The 16,760-nt window shown below is 59.3% G+C and carries 17 protein-coding genes; 2 read left to right on the forward strand and 15 right to left on the reverse strand.

Features of this window, described 5'->3' with window-relative positions; translation table 11 throughout:
* Nucleotides 1–7: 7 nt before the first annotated feature.
* The 3 genes from mepA to prmB all read right to left on the reverse strand — a co-directional run bounded on the left by mepA (nt 8) and on the right by prmB (nt 2,988).
* Nucleotides 8–829 carry a penicillin-insensitive murein endopeptidase gene (gene mepA / locus ACVWZ0_RS15670; RefSeq protein ID WP_253459689.1) on the reverse strand — a complete coding sequence of 274 codons (822 nt, stop codon included), beginning with the start codon at nt 827–829 and terminating at the stop codon, nt 8–10.
* Between the two features lie 5 nt (nt 830–834).
* Nucleotides 835–1,920: a chorismate synthase gene (gene aroC, locus ACVWZ0_RS15675; RefSeq protein ID WP_253459687.1), complete on the reverse strand. Its 1,086-nt coding sequence runs from the start codon at nt 1,918–1,920 to the stop codon at nt 835–837.
* A gap of 135 nt (nt 1,921–2,055) precedes the next feature.
* Nucleotides 2,056–2,988 carry a 50S ribosomal protein L3 N(5)-glutamine methyltransferase gene (gene prmB / locus ACVWZ0_RS15680; protein ID WP_253459685.1) on the reverse strand — a complete coding sequence of 311 codons (933 nt, stop codon included), beginning with the start codon at nt 2,986–2,988 and terminating at the stop codon, nt 2,056–2,058.
* 172 nt (nt 2,989–3,160) lie between these two features.
* Here prmB and smrB point away from each other — a divergent pair, with 172 nt between their 5' ends.
* Complete coding sequence (gene smrB / locus ACVWZ0_RS15685) at nt 3,161–3,712, forward strand: endonuclease SmrB (protein ID WP_125288301.1); 552 nt, start codon at nt 3,161–3,163, stop codon at nt 3,710–3,712.
* Nucleotides 3,713–4,052: 340 nt separating this feature from the next.
* Here smrB and sixA read toward each other — a convergent pair whose 3' ends face one another.
* The 4 genes from sixA to ACVWZ0_RS15705 form a co-directional block, all read right to left on the reverse strand.
* Nucleotides 4,053–4,535: a phosphohistidine phosphatase SixA gene (gene sixA, locus ACVWZ0_RS15690; RefSeq protein ID WP_125288302.1), complete on the reverse strand. Its 483-nt coding sequence runs from the start codon at nt 4,533–4,535 to the stop codon at nt 4,053–4,055.
* Nucleotides 4,536–4,705: 170 nt separating this feature from the next.
* On the reverse strand, nt 4,706–6,859 hold the full coding sequence (gene fadJ / locus ACVWZ0_RS15695) for a fatty acid oxidation complex subunit alpha FadJ (RefSeq protein WP_253459683.1): 2,154 nt from the start codon (nt 6,857–6,859) through the stop codon (nt 4,706–4,708).
* Nucleotides 6,859–8,169 carry an acetyl-CoA C-acyltransferase FadI gene (gene fadI / locus ACVWZ0_RS15700; protein WP_253461262.1) on the reverse strand — a complete coding sequence of 437 codons (1,311 nt, stop codon included), beginning with the start codon at nt 8,167–8,169 and terminating at the stop codon, nt 6,859–6,861. Before fadI ends, fadJ begins: the two co-directional genes overlap by 1 nt.
* Nucleotides 8,170–8,362: 193 nt before the next feature.
* Nucleotides 8,363–8,659, reverse strand: coding sequence for a YfcZ/YiiS family protein (locus ACVWZ0_RS15705; protein WP_253459680.1), 297 nt, complete (start codon nt 8,657–8,659; stop codon nt 8,363–8,365).
* A 369-nt stretch (nt 8,660–9,028) separates the two neighbouring features.
* On the opposite strand from ACVWZ0_RS15705, the gene fadL reads away from it, so the two are divergent.
* Nucleotides 9,029–10,315, forward strand: a complete 1,287-nt coding sequence (fadL, locus tag ACVWZ0_RS15710) for a long-chain fatty acid transporter FadL (RefSeq protein ID WP_253459678.1) — start codon at nt 9,029–9,031, stop codon at nt 10,313–10,315.
* Nucleotides 10,316–10,374: 59 nt separating this feature from the next.
* On the opposite strand, the gene mlaA is transcribed toward fadL, so the two are convergent.
* From mlaA to ACVWZ0_RS15750, 8 genes are read right to left on the reverse strand one after another with little or no spacing between them, the layout of a single operon-like run.
* Entirely contained in the window at nt 10,375–11,136 is a 762-nt protein-coding gene (gene mlaA, locus ACVWZ0_RS15715; protein WP_253459676.1) for a phospholipid-binding lipoprotein MlaA, read from the reverse strand.
* Nucleotides 11,137–11,163: 27 nt separating this feature from the next.
* Complete coding sequence (gene ccmI, locus ACVWZ0_RS15720) at nt 11,164–12,375, reverse strand: c-type cytochrome biogenesis protein CcmI (RefSeq protein ID WP_253459674.1); 1,212 nt, start codon at nt 12,373–12,375, stop codon at nt 11,164–11,166.
* A complete protein-coding gene (locus ACVWZ0_RS15725; RefSeq protein WP_253459672.1) occupies nt 12,372–12,824 on the reverse strand; it encodes a cytochrome c-type biogenesis protein in 453 nt (150 codons plus the stop codon). Before ACVWZ0_RS15725 ends, ccmI begins: the two co-directional genes overlap by 4 nt.
* Nucleotides 12,821–13,375, reverse strand: coding sequence for a DsbE family thiol:disulfide interchange protein (locus tag ACVWZ0_RS15730; RefSeq protein ID WP_253459670.1), 555 nt, complete (start codon nt 13,373–13,375; stop codon nt 12,821–12,823). The genes ACVWZ0_RS15725 and ACVWZ0_RS15730 overlap by 4 nt, the downstream gene beginning before the upstream one ends.
* The gene (locus tag ACVWZ0_RS15735; RefSeq protein WP_253459668.1) at nt 13,372–15,318 is read right to left on the reverse strand and encodes a heme lyase CcmF/NrfE family subunit; all 1,947 of its coding nucleotides are present in this window, start codon (nt 15,316–15,318) and stop codon (nt 13,372–13,374) included. The genes ACVWZ0_RS15730 and ACVWZ0_RS15735 overlap by 4 nt, the downstream gene beginning before the upstream one ends.
* Complete coding sequence (gene ccmE, locus ACVWZ0_RS15740; protein WP_253459666.1) at nt 15,315–15,779, reverse strand: cytochrome c maturation protein CcmE; 465 nt, start codon at nt 15,777–15,779, stop codon at nt 15,315–15,317. The genes ACVWZ0_RS15735 and ccmE overlap by 4 nt, the downstream gene beginning before the upstream one ends.
* A complete protein-coding gene (gene ccmD / locus ACVWZ0_RS15745) occupies nt 15,776–15,991 on the reverse strand; it encodes a heme exporter protein CcmD (RefSeq protein WP_253459664.1) in 216 nt (71 codons plus the stop codon). Before ccmD ends, ccmE begins: the two co-directional genes overlap by 4 nt.
* The gene (locus ACVWZ0_RS15750) at nt 15,988–16,728 is read right to left on the reverse strand and encodes a heme ABC transporter permease (protein WP_253459661.1); all 741 of its coding nucleotides are present in this window, start codon (nt 16,726–16,728) and stop codon (nt 15,988–15,990) included. Before ACVWZ0_RS15750 ends, ccmD begins: the two co-directional genes overlap by 4 nt.
* Nucleotides 16,729–16,760 lie beyond the last annotated feature (32 nt).

Consider the following 16,760-nt stretch of genomic DNA (forward strand, 5'->3'; position numbering starts at 1 on the left):
TTTCTTCCTAAAGCTGATGGTTATCCAGAAGCGCCTGACAGGAAGGCGGCAACGGCGGCGGCTCGCGTTTTATCGGCGCGCCGGAAGGTTTTGGCGGCGCGAACCAGCTTGCCAGCTCTGCGCCACAGCCATCCCCTGGCGGCGGCGCGGGCTGATCCTGGCACTCCAGGCTGTCCGTAGGACAACGCAGGCGCACGTGCATATGCGCCCGATGGCCGAACCATGGGCGTACCTTGCGCAGCCAGTCGCGATCGCTGCCCGCATCGGCGCAGAGCTGTTTTTTAATCGCCGGATTCACAAAGATACGCGTGACGTCGTCATCTTTTGCCGCCAGCTTGATCAGGCTGTCGATCTGCGGCTGCCAGTGGCGCGCCACCACGTTTTTCCCGTCTGCCGCCACCAGATCCAGCGGCTGCGGCTTCAGCAGCATTTGTGAGCTCCAGCGCGTCTGCGGTAACTGCAGCCAGATATCAACATCCAGCCCGGTCTGGTGGCTGGCATGGCCGCTGCTGAAGCGACCGCCCGCCGCCATGCCCATATCCCCAATCAGCACTTCGCCCAGCTGCAAATTATGCACCTGAGCGCCCAGCCGCTGAATAAACAGGATCAGATCGGGATGACCATAAAAGCGACGCTGGTCCTGACGCATCACCTGATAGGTCGGATCGTTAAGCGGCAGCGCCTGCGCGCCGACGATACAGCCGTTGGCGAAAGAGCCGATAGCGTGCGGCGCGCCGCTTATTGGCTGCCGGATCGATTGCCAGGGCGTAGCCGCCAGCGTGGAAGCGCTGAGCAGCAGGCCGCAAAGCGCGAACAGCGTCTTTTTCATGGTGATTACCAGCGTGGAATGTTCGTCTGCACGTCCGCATTCTGTCCGCGATGACGCAGTAAATGATCCATCAGCACGATCGCCATCATGGCTTCCGCGATCGGCACGGCGCGGATCCCTACGCAGGGATCGTGACGGCCTTTGGTGATCATTTCCGTTTCTTCGCCCGTGCGGGTAATGGTTTTGCCCGGCACGGTAATGCTGGACGTTGGCTTCATCGCCAGCGTCGCCAGGATCGGCTGGCCGCTGCTGATGCCGCCCAGAATGCCGCCCGCGTGGTTGCTCTGAAAGCCGCCCGCGCGAATTTCATCACGATGTTCGCTGCCGCGCTGGTTGACCACGGCAAAGCCGTCGCCGATTTCCACGCCTTTCACCGCGTTAATGCTCATCAGCGCATGCGCCAGATCCGCGTCCAGACGATCGAAAACCGGCTCGCCCAGGCCAACCGGCACGTTCTCCGCCATTACGGAGACTTTAGCGCCGATAGAATCGCCCTCTTTCTTCAGCGCGCGCATCAGCTCGTCCAGCGCCTCGATTTTTGACGGATCCGGGCAGAAGAACGGGTTCTGTTCCACCTGATCCCAGTCCTTCAGCTCGCAGGCCACGTCGCCAATCTGCGCCAGATAGCCGCGCACCTTCACGCCGTGCTTCAGGGCGAGGTATTTTTTGGCGATAGCGCCCGCCGCCACACGCATAGCGGTTTCACGCGCGGAAGAGCGCCCGCCGCCGCGATAGTCGCGCAGGCCGTACTTTTGTTCATAGGTATAGTCGGCGTGGCCGGGACGGAAGACGTCTTTGATGGCGCCGTAATCCTGCGAGCGCTGGTCGGTATTTTCAATCAGCAGGCCGATGCTGGTGCCGGTGGTGACGCCTTCAAACACGCCGGAGAGGATTTTGACCTGGTCCGGCTCGCGGCGCTGGGTGGTGTAGCGTGAGGTGCCGGGACGGCGGCGATCCAGATCGTGCTGCAAATCGGCTTCCGTCAGGGGGATGCCGGGCGGCACGCCGTCGACAATACAGCCCAGCGCCAGCCCGTGCGATTCACCAAAGGTGGTGACGCGGAAAACCTGTCCAATCGTATTACCAGCCATGAAGTCCTCTGAACTTTTCAGGAGGCCATCCCGTTTGCCGCTTCCGTTCCGGCCAGCGCGAAATCCGTGCACAGGCTACGGTTTCCGCGCTGATCGGAGCAAAACCGCCTGCGCCGGGGATGCCTGTGATGTTTTTTAGTCTTTATAAATGCCGAAATGATGTTGCGCAGCGACAATTTGCTCGCGGGTCAGCATAAATACGCCGTCGCCGCCGTTGGCGAATTCCAGCCAGGTGAACGGCACGTCGGGATACTGTTCGATCATATGCACCATGCTGTTGCCCACTTCGCAGACCAGCACGCCTTCTTCGCTCAGGTAGTCCGGCGCACAGGCCAGAATGCGGCGCGCCAGCTTCAGGCCGTCGCGCCCGGCGGCCAGCCCCAGCTCCGGCTCGTGCTGATATTCCTCCGGCAGATCGCCCATATCCTCTTCATCCACGTAGGGCGGATTGGTGACGATCAGATCGTAAGGGGTCTTTGGCAGATCGCGGAACAGATCGGAGCGGATCGGCGTCACGTTATGATCCATACCGTGCGCGGTGATATTCTGCTCGGCCACGGCCAGCGCGTCCGCAGAAATATCTACGGCGTCCACTTCCGCTTCCGGGAAGGCATAGGCGCAGGCGATGGCAATGCAGCCGCTGCCGGTGCACATATCCAGAATATGGCTGGGTTCATGCGCGATAATGCCGGCGAAGCGGTCATTGATCAGTTCGCCGACCGGCGAGCGCGGCACCAGCACGCGTTCATCCACGTAAAACTCGTGGCCGCAGAACCAGGCTTTGTTGGTCAGATAGGCGACGGGAAGACGCTCGTTGATGCGGCGAATAACGCGCTCGACAATGCGGTGACGCTCGCTGGAAGTCAGGCGCGCGGTACGCATATCTTCCGGGATATCCAGCGGCAGATACAGCGTGGGCAGCACCAGCTGAACGGCTTCGTCCCAGGGGTTATCGGTGCCGTGGCCGTACCAGATCTCCGCGGCGGCAAACCGACTCACCGTCCAGCGCAGCATATCCTGGATGGTATGCAGCTCACTGACTGCCTCATCAACGAAAATTTTGTCCAAAGTGCCCTCCACAGGCCAAACTCAACTCGGCAGCTAGTTTGCCATGAAGCTGACGAGAATCCAGCGCGCAGGCGTGAAAAAACTGACATTTGTTTATTTGCAGGGATTAGACAGGGTAAACTGATGGGATTATTGTTAAAAATCCCGCCGCCGCGTGCCGCCTGAGGATCAGATGAGTAAAAAACAGCCCCTGAGCGCCGAAGATGAAGCGCTGTTCCGTGGATTAATGACCGGCACGCGTAAGCTGGCTCAGGACACGATAGTGCATAAGCCATTGCGGAAAACATTCTCGCAGGTGCCGCAAAAGCGCCTGCTGTCCGAGCAGATAGACAACAGCCACTATTTTTCCGATGAGTTTCAGCCTCTGCTGTCCGCTGAAGGGCCAGTGCGCTACGTCAGAAGCGACGTCAGCCATTACGAGCTGAAGAAGCTCAGGCGAGGCGACTATACGCCGGAGATTTTTCTGGATTTGCACGGGCTGACGCAGAAACAGGCAAAAGAGGAGTTGGGCGCGCTGATAGCCGCCTGCCGCCGCGAGCATATCTTTTGCGCCAGCGTGATGCACGGTCACGGCAAGCACGTGCTCAAGCAGCAGACGCCGCTGTGGCTGGCGCAGCATCCTATGGTGATGGCCTTTCATCAGGCGCCGAAAATGTTTGGCGGCGATGCCGCTTTGCTGGTGCTGATTGAAGTAGAAGAGTGGCAGCCGCCGGAGCTGCCTTAGTCAGGCCGCCTCCCGGCGAACAGCGTTGGGGCTGGCCGCTTTATCTTACGACGCGACGCCAGCCACGAAGCAGGCCGGTTCAACCGGCCCCAGACTGCTGACAAACCTAAATAGCCGAGGCATCCTGGCGTTTTTTACAGCAACTCAGCTGTTTCTCGGCGGCAGAGGCTGAGCGGATAGGCGGTCGCGCATGGACGCGCGAAACGAGCCTCCATGGACGGATTCACGGCGTGTCCGTGTTCCGATCTGCCTCTGCTGCTTTTCACCAGCCTGAAAGCCACTTGATGGCGGAGAATGAGTTTGTCAACAACCTCAGGCCGGATCAACCGGCCCGGCACGATCACATCGCTTTTGCCAGCCGTCCAGGGCTGACCTGCCATTCCAGCTTGCCGCAGCCGCTTTCGTCGTTCAGCGTGACGCTGGCGATGGCGGAAGTGGCGAACATCGGCGGCGTTTCCTGCGGGCAAAGCTCGGACACCAGATAGCCCACCAGAGGCAGATGGGAAATCACCAGCACCGCTTTGACGCCTTCCTTCGCCAACGCCTGAAGATAGCAGGCCACCAGCGCCGGATCGCCGCCCGGCGTCAGCTCCGGCAGCACTTCCTGCTCCACGGGCAGGATCAGCGCTTCACGTACCGTAGAGAGCGTCTGCTCAGCTCGCAAATAGGGACTGACCAACACCCGATCGATATCCACTTTCTGACCGTTGAGCCAGCCTGCCATCTGCCGCGACTCGTCGCAGCCGCAGTGGGTCAAAGGCCTTACCGCATCACTGGCTGCATCCAGTGCCGCATCGCCGTGACGCATAATGAAAACTTGCATATTGCACCGCTGTTATTAAACATAAACGCCGGAAAATCAGGTTTTCCGACTCTTCACTCTGTGAATGAACGCTGTGTTGTACCCTAATGCCAGAAGGCAAGTCAACCGATTGTTTACTAAATAACCGCCTGTTGACAAACGGTTATCAGCACCTTTCAGAAGCGTCCGATCTAACCCGTTGAAACAGGCTGGGTATTCGCCTTACCTGTAGTTTTGTAAAAGGTTTCTCCCGTTTGCGCCATTTTTTGCAGGCGTTCGCAGGGGGTAAAACGCGCGCCGCAGGTGCGGGAAAGCTGTTCCAGCTGCGCCACTATCTGCCCCGCGCCCAGCGCGTCCATATAGCGGAACGGGCCGCCGGTAAACGGCGGAAAACCTATCCCGAACACCGCGCCAATATCGCCGTCGCGCGCGCAGCGAATCACGTTTTCATCAAAGGCTCTCGCCGCTTCATTCAGCAACATCATTACGCAGCGTCGCGCGATAAGCTCTTTGCTCAGGTGCGCTTTTGGATGAACGTTCAGTAATTTATAAATTGTCGCATCGGGCCGTTTTTTGCCGCCCCCTTTCTTGCCGTAGCGATAAAATCCCCGCCCGTTTTTGCGTCCCTTGCGGTTATCGTTCAGGACGGCGTCCAGCGCGGGCGGCGCCTGAAAGCGTTCGCCCCAGGCTGCGGCCAGCACCGGCAGGATATGGGCACCTGTATCGATGCCGACCTCATCCAATAGCTGGATCGGCCCGACGGGAAAGCCGAAGTCCGCCAGCGCCTCATCAATGTTTTCTATCGGCTCGCCTTCCAGCAGGCAGCGCAGCGCCTCGTTGATGCAGGGCGTCAGAATACGGTTAACGTAAAACCCGGCGCTGTCCGCCACCACTATCGGCGTTTTACCCTGCAATTTCGCCAGCTTTACCGTGGTAGCGAGGGTTTGCTCGCTGGTCTGCGCGTGGGGGATAACCTCCACCAGCGGCATTTTGTCGACCGGGCTGAAATAGTGCAGCCCGATAACATTCTCCGGGCGGCGGGCGTGCGCGGCGATATCGCTAATCGGCAGCGAGGAAGTATTGGAGGCGAAAATCGTGTCGGGCGACGCGTTAGCCTCCACTTCCGCCACCATTTTCTGCTTCAAAAAAAGGTCTTCAAATACCGCTTCGATCACCAGGTCACGACGCCGAAATCCCTGATAGTCCAGGCCGCCGCTAATCAGGGCCATTTGCCGCTGGCGCTGACCCGGCGTCAGCTGGCGGCGCGCGATCTTTTTCTCCAGCAGATCCCAGCTATATTTCAGCGCATGCGTAATCCCTTCCGGCCGCACATCTTTGATGCGCACCGGCAGATTTCCCCGACAGGCGGTGACGTAAGCAATGCCGCCGCCCATCAGTCCACCGCCCAGCACCGCAACGGATTTCACCTCTTGCGGCGCCGCCTGTGCCCCGCTCTCTTTCTTTATTTCCGTGGTCGCAAAGAACAGGCCGCGCAGCGCGATGGATTCCGGCGACATCGCCAGCTCGCCGAACGCTTTAGCCTCGGCGGCGTAACCGGCGCTACGGCCCTGCTGCAGGCCGGTACGCACCACCGAAAGAATTTTGCGCGTGGCCGGATAGTTACCGCGCGTTTTCGCTTCCGCCCGTCTGGTCGCCATCTTAAAGAGCAACGCGCGTCCCATGGGCGCGTTAAGCATCCGCTCGCTCAATGGCAGCACGCGGCGCGGCTGTCGGCCTCTGAGCACCATGTCCACCGCCGTTTCCAGCAGAATTGTCTGCGGCACAGCCTCTTCCACCAGGCCCAGCTTTAACGCCTGCTTTGCACGCAGCGTTTTGCCGGTCAGCATCAGATCCAGCGCGTGAGAGGCGCCAATCAGCCTGGGCAGCCGCTGCGTGCCGCCGGAGCCGGGCAAAAGGCCCAGCTGCACTTCCGGCAGGCCCAGCCGCGTTTTCTCGTCCAGCGTGCAGACGCGCTGGTGGCAGGCCAGCGCCAACTCCAGCCCGCCGCCCAGACAGGCGCCGTGAATGGCGGCCACCGCCGGAAAAGGCAAGGCGGCGATCTCTGCCATGACCTTTTGCCCCTGTCGCGCCAGCGCAGCCGCCTCTTCTGCCGAGCGGCAGGCAGCAATCATGGTGATATCCGCGCCCGCGATAAAACTGTCCGGCTTGCCGGAGATAAAAACCAGGCCAGCCAGCTCCGGCTGACGACGCGCCTGCGCAATCACTTCCCGGATCTGCCCGACGAATTCTGCCTTTAGCGTATTGAGCTTTTCACCCGGCACATCGAAAGTAATGACGCCCACGTTGTCGGCACGCAGGCTGAATGTAAATGCGGATGCCGTCATTATTCCGCCTCCAGAACCATAGCCGCACCAAGACCGCCAGCGGCGCAGGCCGTGACCAGCCCCAGGCCGCCGCCGCGACGCCGTAGCTCGTGCAGCGTCTGGGTGATCATGCGTGCGCCGGTCGCGGCAAAAGGATGTCCATAGGCGATAGAGCCGCCCAGCACGTTAAATTTTTCTTCGTCCACCTCGCCCAGCGCATGAGGCCGGTTCAGGACTTCACGAGCGAACCGCTCATCGGCGAACATGTTGAGGTTGGCCAGCGTCTGGGCCGCAAATGCCTCGTGCATATCAATAAGCGTTAAATCCTTCAGGGTAATGCCTGCTCTGTCGAGCGCCAGCGGCGATGCCCAGGCCGGGCCAAGCAGCATATCCTCCTGCACGCCGATGGCGGTGAAGGCGTAGCTGCGCAGATAGCCCAGCGGCGTAATGCCCAGCTCTCTGGCGCGCGCTTCCGTCATCAGTACTACCGCTGCCGCGCCGTCGGTCAGCGGCGTGCTGTTAGCCGCCGTTACCGTACCGTGTTTACGGTCGAAAGCGGGACGTAGCCGGGCATAATCTTTCAGGCTGGAATGCAGACGCACGTTGTTATCCTGCTGTAAAGGGCTGCGCCACGGCGGCACCCAGGCCGTCATTACCTCCTGCGCCAGCCTGTTCTCTTCCCAGGCCTTTGCCGCACGCAGGTGCGAACGATGCGCCAGCGCGTCCTGCTGCTCGCGCGTGATGCCGTAGCTTTTCGCCATCTGTTCTGCGGTATCGCCCATGCGCAGGCCGGTGGAATATTCCGCTACGGCAGGCGGCACGGGCAGCAAGTCGCGCGGGCGAAGCTGGCTGAGCAGCCGTAATTTTTGCACCAGAGAGCGGGTTTTACTGAGGTCCACCAGCACGCGGCCCAGCTGTTTGCTGACGCCGATAGGCAAGACGGAAGCGGAGTCCGCGCCGCCTGCAATACCGGCCTGAATGGTGCCGGCCAGCAGGCTTTCGGCCACGTTAGCGACGGCCTGGAAACTGGTGGCGCAGGCGCGGCTTACGCTATAGGCGTCGGTATGTACGCTTAAGGAAGTGCCGAGGACGATTTCGCGCGCGATATTCGGCGCTTCGGGCATCTGGATCACCTGGCCAAACACCAGCTGTTCAATAACGTCGGGCGGGATATCGCTGCGTACCAGCAGTTCGCTGACCACCATTCGCCCCAGCTCAATAGCCGGTATAGCCTGAAGTGCCGTGGCCTGGCGAGCAAAAGGGGTGCGTAAACCGTGCGTTATCGCTATGCGTTGACCCTGACGCGTCAGCAAAGGGAGCGCTTTCATTATTCACCTGTAAAAATCAGCGGCATCACTGCCAAAAGAGGTCAGACCTGTTTATTGTTAACCAGATTTTTACATTTTGCATAATGTGGAAAAGAAAAGTGCGAGGGAAACCACGGTTTTGGGAACCATGAGCGGGCGTAGCCCACTCATTTTTTTAAGAATGCCGGGCCAGGCCCGGCGGTTCCGCGTTGAACAATTAGCGCAGCGCCAGCTGAAAGATCATCGTTTCTGCCTGGCAACTAAAAGTAAAATCTGCATCCAGCTGCACGCCGTCCGGCTTCTCTTCGAAACGGCCGACGATATCGCAAGGTTCGGATTCCACCTGGCGCGCCTTGCCGATAAGCTCCTGCAGGGCGGCTTCAGCCTGCTGGCGATTTTCGTACAGGTGACGCCAGCTGGCTGTGCAGTCGGTGTTATCCATGATAGTACCGACATCCACACAGCAACAGGCGGCGGTTTCGTTGGCGCTACATTTATTGATGGCGTGGGTCATAAGATCCTCCGGTTAGCGGCCGCTCGGGGCGGACTTAAGGTCATAATGCTTTTATTCTACGCCTGCCCTTTTTTTCTGTCCGGTGATTCAGTGAATAAGCGTCATCCGGTAATGAAAATCAAAGATAAATTTGATCTGAAACAGGCTAGACTCAACGCCGCCTGTTGTGACTCGCAGGTTTTTGTTAAGCAGATCGCTTTTTATTGATCAATTTAGAAATATTTATAAAACAATATTGCAACAACTACAGGGGCCAGACCTATACTGGGGCCACTGGTCTGATTAGTTAGCCGTCTTTCAGCCCCTCTGTAGCGTCCTGCCGTTGCCTGCGTAACGGTATTAATAAAATCAGATAAAGAGGTTGTGGTCATGAACCATAAAAACCTGTTTGCGAAGTCTGCTCTTGCAGCCGCAGTGGCCATTGTTTCTTCCCATGCTTTTGCAGCCGGCTTTCAACTTCATGAATTTTCCTCTGCCGGATTAGGTCGTGCCTATTCTGGCGAAGGCGCAATGGGCGATACCGCCGCTTCCGCCAGCCGTAACCCGGCGACCATGGCGTTGATGGATCGTCCAATGTTTTCGGCAGGCGCGGTTTTTATCGATCCGGGCGTCAGTATTGACGGCACCAGCAGCCTGTCCGGCCAGAGTCTGAACGCGGACAATATCGCGCCCACGCAGTGGGTGCCCAATCTCCATTACGTGCAGCCGCTAAACGACCAGTGGTGGCTGGGCGCGTCCGCGACCGCTAATTATGGACTGGCGACGGAATTTAATAATGATTACGCCGCCGGGCCGTATGCCGGTAAAACGGATCTGCAAACCGTTAACTTTAACTTAAGCACCGCTTATCGACTGAACCAGCATTTCAGCTTTGGCGTCGGCTTTGATGCCGTCTATGCGCGCGCGAAGATTGAACGTTACGCAGGCGAAGCGGGCCGCGCGCTGGGCTTTCCAACCGATACGCAAATTGCGCACCTGAAGGGCGATGAGTGGGGCTACGGCTGGAACGCGGGCATCCTGTACGAAGTGGATGAGGATAACCGCTTCGGCTTTACTTACCGTTCCGAGGTTAAAGTCGATTTCGACGGCGACTATAAAAGCAGCATTCCGGGCGCTATCAACCCGCTTAATCAGGCGCTTAACCTGGGCCTGCCCTATGGCACCAGCGGATCGACCATTCCCGGCGCGCTGACGCTAAACCTGCCGGAAATGTGGGAAGTCTCGGGCTACCATAAAGTTGCCCCGCAGTGGGCCGTGCACTACAGCCTGACCTATACCAGCTGGAGCCAGTTCCAGGAGTTGAAGGCCACCGGCAGCGGCGGTCAGACGCTGTTCTATAAGGAAGAGAGCTATAAGGATGCTTACCGCCTCGCGCTGGGCACGTCCTACTTCTACGATGATAACTGGACGTTTCGCGCCGGTATCGCGTTTGATGACAGCCCGGTACCTGCCGATCAGCGCTCCATCTCTATTCCCGATCAGGATCGCCTGTGGCTAAGCACCGGCGCGTCCTACGCCTTTAATCAGGATGCGTCCGTGGACGTGGGGCTTTCTTATATGCACGGCCAGCACGTCACGGTAGAGGAAGGCCCCTATACTTTCCGTTCCACCGGCAAAGCCTGGCTTTACGGCGCTAACTTTAACTACAAGTTCTGAGGCTTAAGCCAATAAAAAAGGCCCGATTCGGGCCTTTTTTGCAAACAGCATGCGGCAAATCAGTTGGCGTCGATATCGTCCAAATCGCCCTGAATGGCGGCGGCGTTCGGGTTTTCCTGCGGGATCAGCTTGCCGTCGCTGGCAAGGAAATCGTGGCGCTGGAAATAGGCCGCGCGGACAAAGGCATAGGGATCTTTGCTGTTGTGCAGAATAGCGTCGGAATCCAGCAGCTGCGCGCGGGTTTCCACGCCTTCCAGCGCCCACTTACCGGCGGTCATCCACCAGGTCAGCCAGCTCAGCGGCGCATAAAGATCGTCGACCATGCCGCCCACGTCTTCACGCGGCGTAAAGCTGCCGTAGCCCGGCAATTCAACATAGGTGCCATAACCCACGCCATAGTTGCCCAGCGTGCTGCCGAAACGGCGCGGCTCTTCCTTCGCCAGCGTCGGGTTGGCCATGCCGGCCACGTCGATAAAGCCGCCCAGACCCAGAATGGTATTCAGGAAGAAGCGGTTAAAGTGGATCATCGCTTTATAGGGCTTGCCCTCAATAAAGTAGTTCACCATGGTAGACGGCTCGCTCAGGTTGCCGAGAAAGTTGCTCAGGCCGCTGCGCGCGGGTACCGGCACGTAATCGCGCCAGGCGACGGCGACGGGACGAACAACATAGGGATCCAGCACGTTGTAATTAAAGTCGAACATCGTGCGGTTGAACCCTTCCAGGGGATCGGAGCGCCCCTGGGGTTCATCCGCCGTCTGCGAACTGGCGCAGCCAATCAGCAGTACGCTGGCCAACGCCACGCCCATCACGCGGTAGTTCATCTCTCTCTCCCTGTTAAATCAAGCCGACTACGGCTGCTGTTGGTTAATCTCAACGGCCAGCTGTTGATGACCATCGAAAGGCGTGACCGCGCTGGCACCGAACCAGTCGCCGGCCTGCGGATTGGCGCTGCCGTCTCGCGAGATGCGCACGCGCACCTGAACCTGATGCTGCGCCGAGAGCAGACGCTCCGGCATCATGGCGTTGCTGTCATCCAGCGTCAGCGAGAGCGGGAAATGGCTCAACGGCACTCTTTTCACCGCCACCGGCACTTTCGCCACGCCGTCGGAAACAGAAATATAGAGCACGCCGCCTTCGGGCAGCTGCTTTTCCGCGCCGGCGGCCAGCGTCACGGTCAGCGCCAGGCGGCTGGTTTGTCCGCCGGACTCGGTTTTAGCCTGCTCGATGCTGCGGCGGATCGCCGCCACCCGCTTATCGTCGGCCGGTAACAATTGTAACATCTTTTGCCAGACCGCTGTGGCCTGCGCGTAACGCTGCTGGCTAAAAGCATTAAATGCCAACAGGCTGAGCAGGCGAATATTGTCGCCGTCGCTTTTCACCATCTCGTTGAGCATAGCCGTTGCCTGGCGATTATCCTGCGGATCCTGCGAGCGCGTCAGGGCATCGGCGTAGCTTAGCTTTACTTCCGGATCCGTGGGAGCAAGCTGCATGGCGCGGCGAAAAGCCTGGGTTGCCGTAGCGGCGTTGTTCAGCACCATGCCGATACGGCCCAGCATCAGCCAGTCGCTTACGTTGCGCGGATCCTGTTGCAGCGAGGTGCGGATCCCCAGCCCAAGCCGGGCCAGCTGTTCCATTGTCAGCGGCTTTGCCTGCGGATCCATCAGCTGCGCCCGCAGCGTGGGCAGTTCGTTATTGACCTGCTGCCAGGCAAGCACCTGCGCAAAGCCGCCGGTTTTGAAATAGACGCCCAGGCTGACGACCACCAGAATCACCACGCCGGGCAACAAGACCCAGCGGCTGAGCGCGCGCTCGTGGGTTGGCGCTTCCTGAGGAATGTCCAGCAGCAGCGTCTGCTGTAGCTCGCGGATCATCTCCGCGCGCTCTGCCACGACGCCCTGCGCTTCGTCCTGCTCCAGCTCCTGAAGGCGCTGATGGTAAAAAGTTTTGTTCAGCGTGTCACGGTCTGTCGCCAGCGCCGCGCGCTTGCGGCCTCCGGCGATCAGCAGCAGCGTACTGGCGGCCACCAGTAAAGCCAGAACGGTGAGCCAGAATTCACTCATGTTTGCTTCCTGTTATTTAACAGCGCGTCAAGCCGCGCCTGCTGCTCCGCATCCAGCCCGGAACCGGTGCGTTTTCTGCTGCGTAGTACCATCACCACCGCGCCCGCGACTACAAACAGCACGGGGCCAGCCCACAGGATCAGCGTGGAGGCCATCACCGGCGGCTCGTAAGTGACGAAATTACCATAGCGCGCCACCATCCAGGCTTTGACCTGCTCCGGCGTCTGGCCGCTTTGCAGCAGCTGATAAACCTTCAGCCGCATATCGGCGGCAATCATCGCGTTTGAATCCGCAATGCTGTTGTTCTGGCATTTGGGGCAGCGCAGCGATTCCGTCAGATGCCGGTACTGCTGCTCCTGGGTTACCGATGAGAATCGGTAGGTGTCTATGTTGTCCGCCAGTACGCCGAAAGAGAAGATCAGTGCGGCGAGAAGTAAAACGCGTTTCATTGGCCTGCTTCCTTGCTGTATTTATCCCACAATGGCTTTACTTCGCTGTTCCATACCCGGTCGTTCATATCCCCGGCGTGGCGATAGCGAATAATCCCTTTGCCATCGATTAAAAAGGTTTCAGGCGCGCCGTAGACGCCCAAATCAAGCCCCAGCATACCGTCGCCATCGTAGAGACTCAACGCATAAGGATTACCCAGCGAGTTGAGCCAGTTAACGGCCTTGCTGCGATCGTCCTTGTAGTTCAGCCCCACGACGCGGATGCCCTGTACCGCCAGCGTATTGAGATACTGGTGTTCGGCGCGACAGGTAGGACACCAGGTCGCCCAGACGTTGAGCAGGATCGGTTTACCGTCATGCAGTACCGACTGGTCGTAGATTTTGCCGGGCCTGTCCAGCGATTCCAGCCGGAAAACCGGCACGGGCTTGCCTACCAGCGCCGATTCCAGCTTTGTCGGATCGTCGCCGTTGGCGTTGCGGGTGAGTTGCCACATCAGCGCGGCGGCCAGCAGCAGAAACAGCGCCAGCGGAATATAAAGGGTCTTTTTCATGCCGGCACCTTTTTACGCGAGCGATAGCGCGGATCGAGCAGGCATAATATGCCGCCGGCCGCCATAAACAGGCCACCGAACCAGATCCAGCGCACGAATGGTTTGTAATAGATACGCACCGCCCAGGAATTATCCTCCAGCTCTTCGCCCAGCGCCGCGTAGAGATCGCGCGTAAAGCCGCCGTCGATTGCCGCTTCGGTCATCATAGTGTGCGCCACGCTGTAGTAGCGCTTTTCGGCATGCAGCGTTGCTTCATGCTTGCCGTTGCGCGTTACGTCGATGATGCCCACGCCGCCGGTGTAGTTTGCGCCCTGTAGGTTACGCACATCGCGAAAGATAAAGTGATAGTTATGGATATCAACCGTATCGCCCGCACGCATACGGACATCGCGCTCCACGCTGTAGTTCTGGCTGAAAGCGATGCCGATAACGGTCACGGCGACGCCAAGATGCCCCAGCACCATGCCCCAGTGGCTGCGTGAAAGGTGACGCAGCCCGGTGAAAAAGCGATGGCGATGGGTAGCGCGCTCGTGCAGCTCCATCAGCGTCAGGAAGATAACCCACAGCGACATCAGCAGTCCCACTACCGTCATCGCTTCAATGCTGTCCTGCATCAGCCACGGCAGCAAAATGGACAACGCCAGCGTGGCAACCAGCGCCAGCGCCAGCCGCTTCCACAGCTTTTGCGGCTCGTCGCGACGCCAGCGCACCAGCGGCCCGATGCCCAACAGCAGCGCCAGCGGCGCCATCAGCCAGGTGAACAGCGTATTAAAGAAAGGTTCGCCGATAGAGATGCTGCCCAGGCCCAGCTGCTTGTGCACCAAAGGCAGCAGCGTGCCGAGCAGCACCACCAGCATGGCGGCAATCAGCAGAATATTGTTGCCCAGCAGGAAGGATTCGCGCGACCAAAGCTCGTTCTGTACGCGGCCGCGCACCTTGCTGCCTTTGATGGCGTACAGCAGCAGCGAACTGCCGATAACGATCACCAGAAAAGCCAGGATAAACATGCCGCGCGCCGGATCGGAGGCGAAAGAGTGCACCGAAATCAGCACGCCCGAACGCACCAGGAACGTCCCCAGCAGGCTGAGCGAAAACGCGGTGATAGCCAGCAGCACCGTCCAGGCCTTAAAGGTGCCGCGCTTTTCCGTTACCGCCAGCGAGTGGATCAGCGCCGTACCCGCCAGCCACGGCATAAAGGAGGCGTTTTCTACCGGATCCCAGAACCACCAGCCGCCCCAGCCAAGCTCGTAATAGGCCCATGCCGAGCCGAGCACGATACCGACGGTCAGAAAAACCCAGGCCGCCGTGGTCCAGGGACGCGACCAGCGCGCCCAGGCGGTATCCAGCCTGCCCGTCATCAGCGAGGCGATGGCAAAAGCGAAAGCCACGGAGAACCCGACGTAGCCCATATAAAGCAGCGGCGGATGGAAGATCAGACCGATATCCTGCAGCATCGGGTTAAGATCGCTGCCGTCGATCGGGAAGTCAGGCAGCGTGCGGGTAAACGGGTTTGAGGTCAGCGTGATAAACAGCAAAAAGCCAAGATTGATCATGCCCATGACGGCCAGCACGCGGGCCACGGAATCCAGCGGCATCGCGCGGCTGAACAACGCAACCGCCAGCGTCCAGGTGCTGAGCAGCAGCAGCCACAGCAGCAGCGAACCTTCGTGCGCGCCCCAGGTCGCCGCAATGCGGTAGTAGACCGGCAGTAGCGTGTTGGAGTTGGTGGCGACGTAAGCGACGCTGAAATCATTCACCACAAAGGCGTGCACCAGCACGATAAAAGCGGCGAGCACGCAGGCGAACAGCGCGTAGCTCAGCGGCCTGGCCAGGCCCATCAGCCGTCTGTCCTGACGGGAAGCGCCCCACAGGGGATAGATGCTCAGCAGCAGCGCCAGCGCCACGCCCAGTGCAAGCAGAAAACTGCCGATTTCCGGTATCATGGCTGGTTCACCGCAATCTTATGGTTCTTTTTCATTGCATCCTCAATTTCCGGCGGCGTGTATTTTTCATCATGCTTCGCCAGCACTTCTTTCGCTTCGATCAGGTTGCCCTGCTCCAGCACGCCCTGCGCGACCACGCCCTGCCCTTCCCGGAACAGATCCGGCAGGATGCCAAGATAGCTCACGCTGACCACGCCGTTAGCGTCGTAGAGTTTAAAGGAAACCTGTAACGTGTTGGGATCGCGCTTGACGCTGCCGGGCATCACCATGCCGCCGACGCGCAGACGCTGGCCCGGCGTCGGTTTTTGCTGGCTTTCGCCTTTGCCGTTCAGGATTTCGCTGGGGGTGTAGAACAGATCGATATTCGAACGTAACGCATACATAACCAGCGCGGTCGCCAGCCCGAGTCCGGCCAGGATGGCAATCGCTACGAGCAGGCGATTTTTACGACGGGTATTCACAATGATGCTCCCTGCTTTTTCATTTTTGCCGCTTTGATGCGGCGCTCCCGCGACTCGCGCTGGCGAATGTCGGCCAACAGCCGCCGACGGCTAATGATGGTGTGCAGCACCAGCGCGCCCAGCGCCATCAGCGTGCAGGCGACGGCAAGCCAGACGTAAAAGGCGTAGCCGCCCATCGCCCAGAAAGCCTGCCAGGATGAGAAAGCCGTCATTGGCGCGCTCCTTTTTCCGCCACTTCCCTTACCCAGGGACGATGGCGCTCGCTCAACAGCAGCAAATTACGCAGACGCATCAGCGTCAGCGAGATAAACAGCAGCCAGAAGCCCGCAATAGCCCAACGTAAAGGCGTGCGCATGGAAGGCGCTATCGCCTGCTGGAAGACGCCGGAAGAGCCCTGATGCAGCGTATTCCACCACTGCACCGAATAGTGGATTATCGGCAGGTTTACCACGCCCACCAGGACAAGGATGCCAGCCGCCCGGCCCGCCATACGGCGATCGTCAAAGGCGTTATAAAGCGCGATTACGCCCATATAGAGGAACAGCAGCACCAGTTCCGAGGTCAGGCGCGCATCCCAGATCCACCAGGTTCCCCACATCGGCTTCCCCCAGGCGGAGCCGGTGACCAGCGCGATAAAGGTGAACACCGCGCCGACGGGCGCCATCGCCGCAGCGGCAAGATCGGCCGTTTTCCACTGCCAGACCAGGCCGGTGAACGCGGCGATCGCCATGGCGGCGTAGATACCCATTGACCACATCGCGGCGGGAACATGAATATAAATGATGCGATAGCTGTCGCCCTGCTGATAGTCGGACGGCGCAAAACCAAATCCCCATATCCAGCCGGTGGCTAACGTAACCGTCGCGGCAACTGCAAACCAGGGCAGCAGGCGACCACATAACTGGTAAAGCCTGTCGGGCTTCCCTGACTGATGTAACCATTTCCACATTGTTAATTGCTCATCTAAAAAGAAACGCGTTT

Source organism: Erwinia sp. TECH1 (assembly GCF_054057575.1).

Bases quoted from the DNA above. Each gene is read 5' to 3' on its own strand.
- mepA (WP_253459689.1), bottom strand. From the start codon at position 829: ATGAAAAAGACGCTGTTCGCGCTTTGCGGCCTGCTGCTCAGCGCTTCC.
- aroC (WP_253459687.1), bottom strand. From the start codon at position 1,920: ATGGCTGGTAATACGATTGGACAGGTTTTCCGCGTCACCACCTTTGGT.
- smrB (WP_125288301.1), top strand. From the start codon at position 3,161: ATGAGTAAAAAACAGCCCCTGAGCGCCGAAGATGAAGCGCTGTTCCGT.
- sixA (WP_125288302.1), bottom strand. From the start codon at position 4,535: ATGCAAGTTTTCATTATGCGTCACGGCGATGCGGCACTGGATGCAGCC.
- fadJ (WP_253459683.1), bottom strand. From the start codon at position 6,859: ATGACGGCATCCGCATTTACATTCAGCCTGCGTGCCGACAACGTGGGC.
- ACVWZ0_RS15705 (WP_253459680.1), bottom strand. From the start codon at position 8,659: ATGACCCACGCCATCAATAAATGTAGCGCCAACGAAACCGCCGCCTGT.
- fadL (WP_253459678.1), top strand. From the start codon at position 9,029: ATGAACCATAAAAACCTGTTTGCGAAGTCTGCTCTTGCAGCCGCAGTG.
- mlaA (WP_253459676.1), bottom strand. From the start codon at position 11,136: ATGAACTACCGCGTGATGGGCGTGGCGTTGGCCAGCGTACTGCTGATT.
- ccmI (WP_253459674.1), bottom strand. From the start codon at position 12,375: ATGAGTGAATTCTGGCTCACCGTTCTGGCTTTACTGGTGGCCGCCAGT.
- ACVWZ0_RS15725 (WP_253459672.1), bottom strand. From the start codon at position 12,824: ATGAAACGCGTTTTACTTCTCGCCGCACTGATCTTCTCTTTCGGCGTA.
- ACVWZ0_RS15730 (WP_253459670.1), bottom strand. From the start codon at position 13,375: ATGAAAAAGACCCTTTATATTCCGCTGGCGCTGTTTCTGCTGCTGGCC.
- ACVWZ0_RS15735 (WP_253459668.1), bottom strand. From the start codon at position 15,318: ATGATACCGGAAATCGGCAGTTTTCTGCTTGCACTGGGCGTGGCGCTG.
- ccmD (WP_253459664.1), bottom strand. From the start codon at position 15,991: ATGACGGCTTTCTCATCCTGGCAGGCTTTCTGGGCGATGGGCGGCTAC.
- ACVWZ0_RS15750 (WP_253459661.1), bottom strand. From the start codon at position 16,728: ATGTGGAAATGGTTACATCAGTCAGGGAAGCCCGACAGGCTTTACCAG.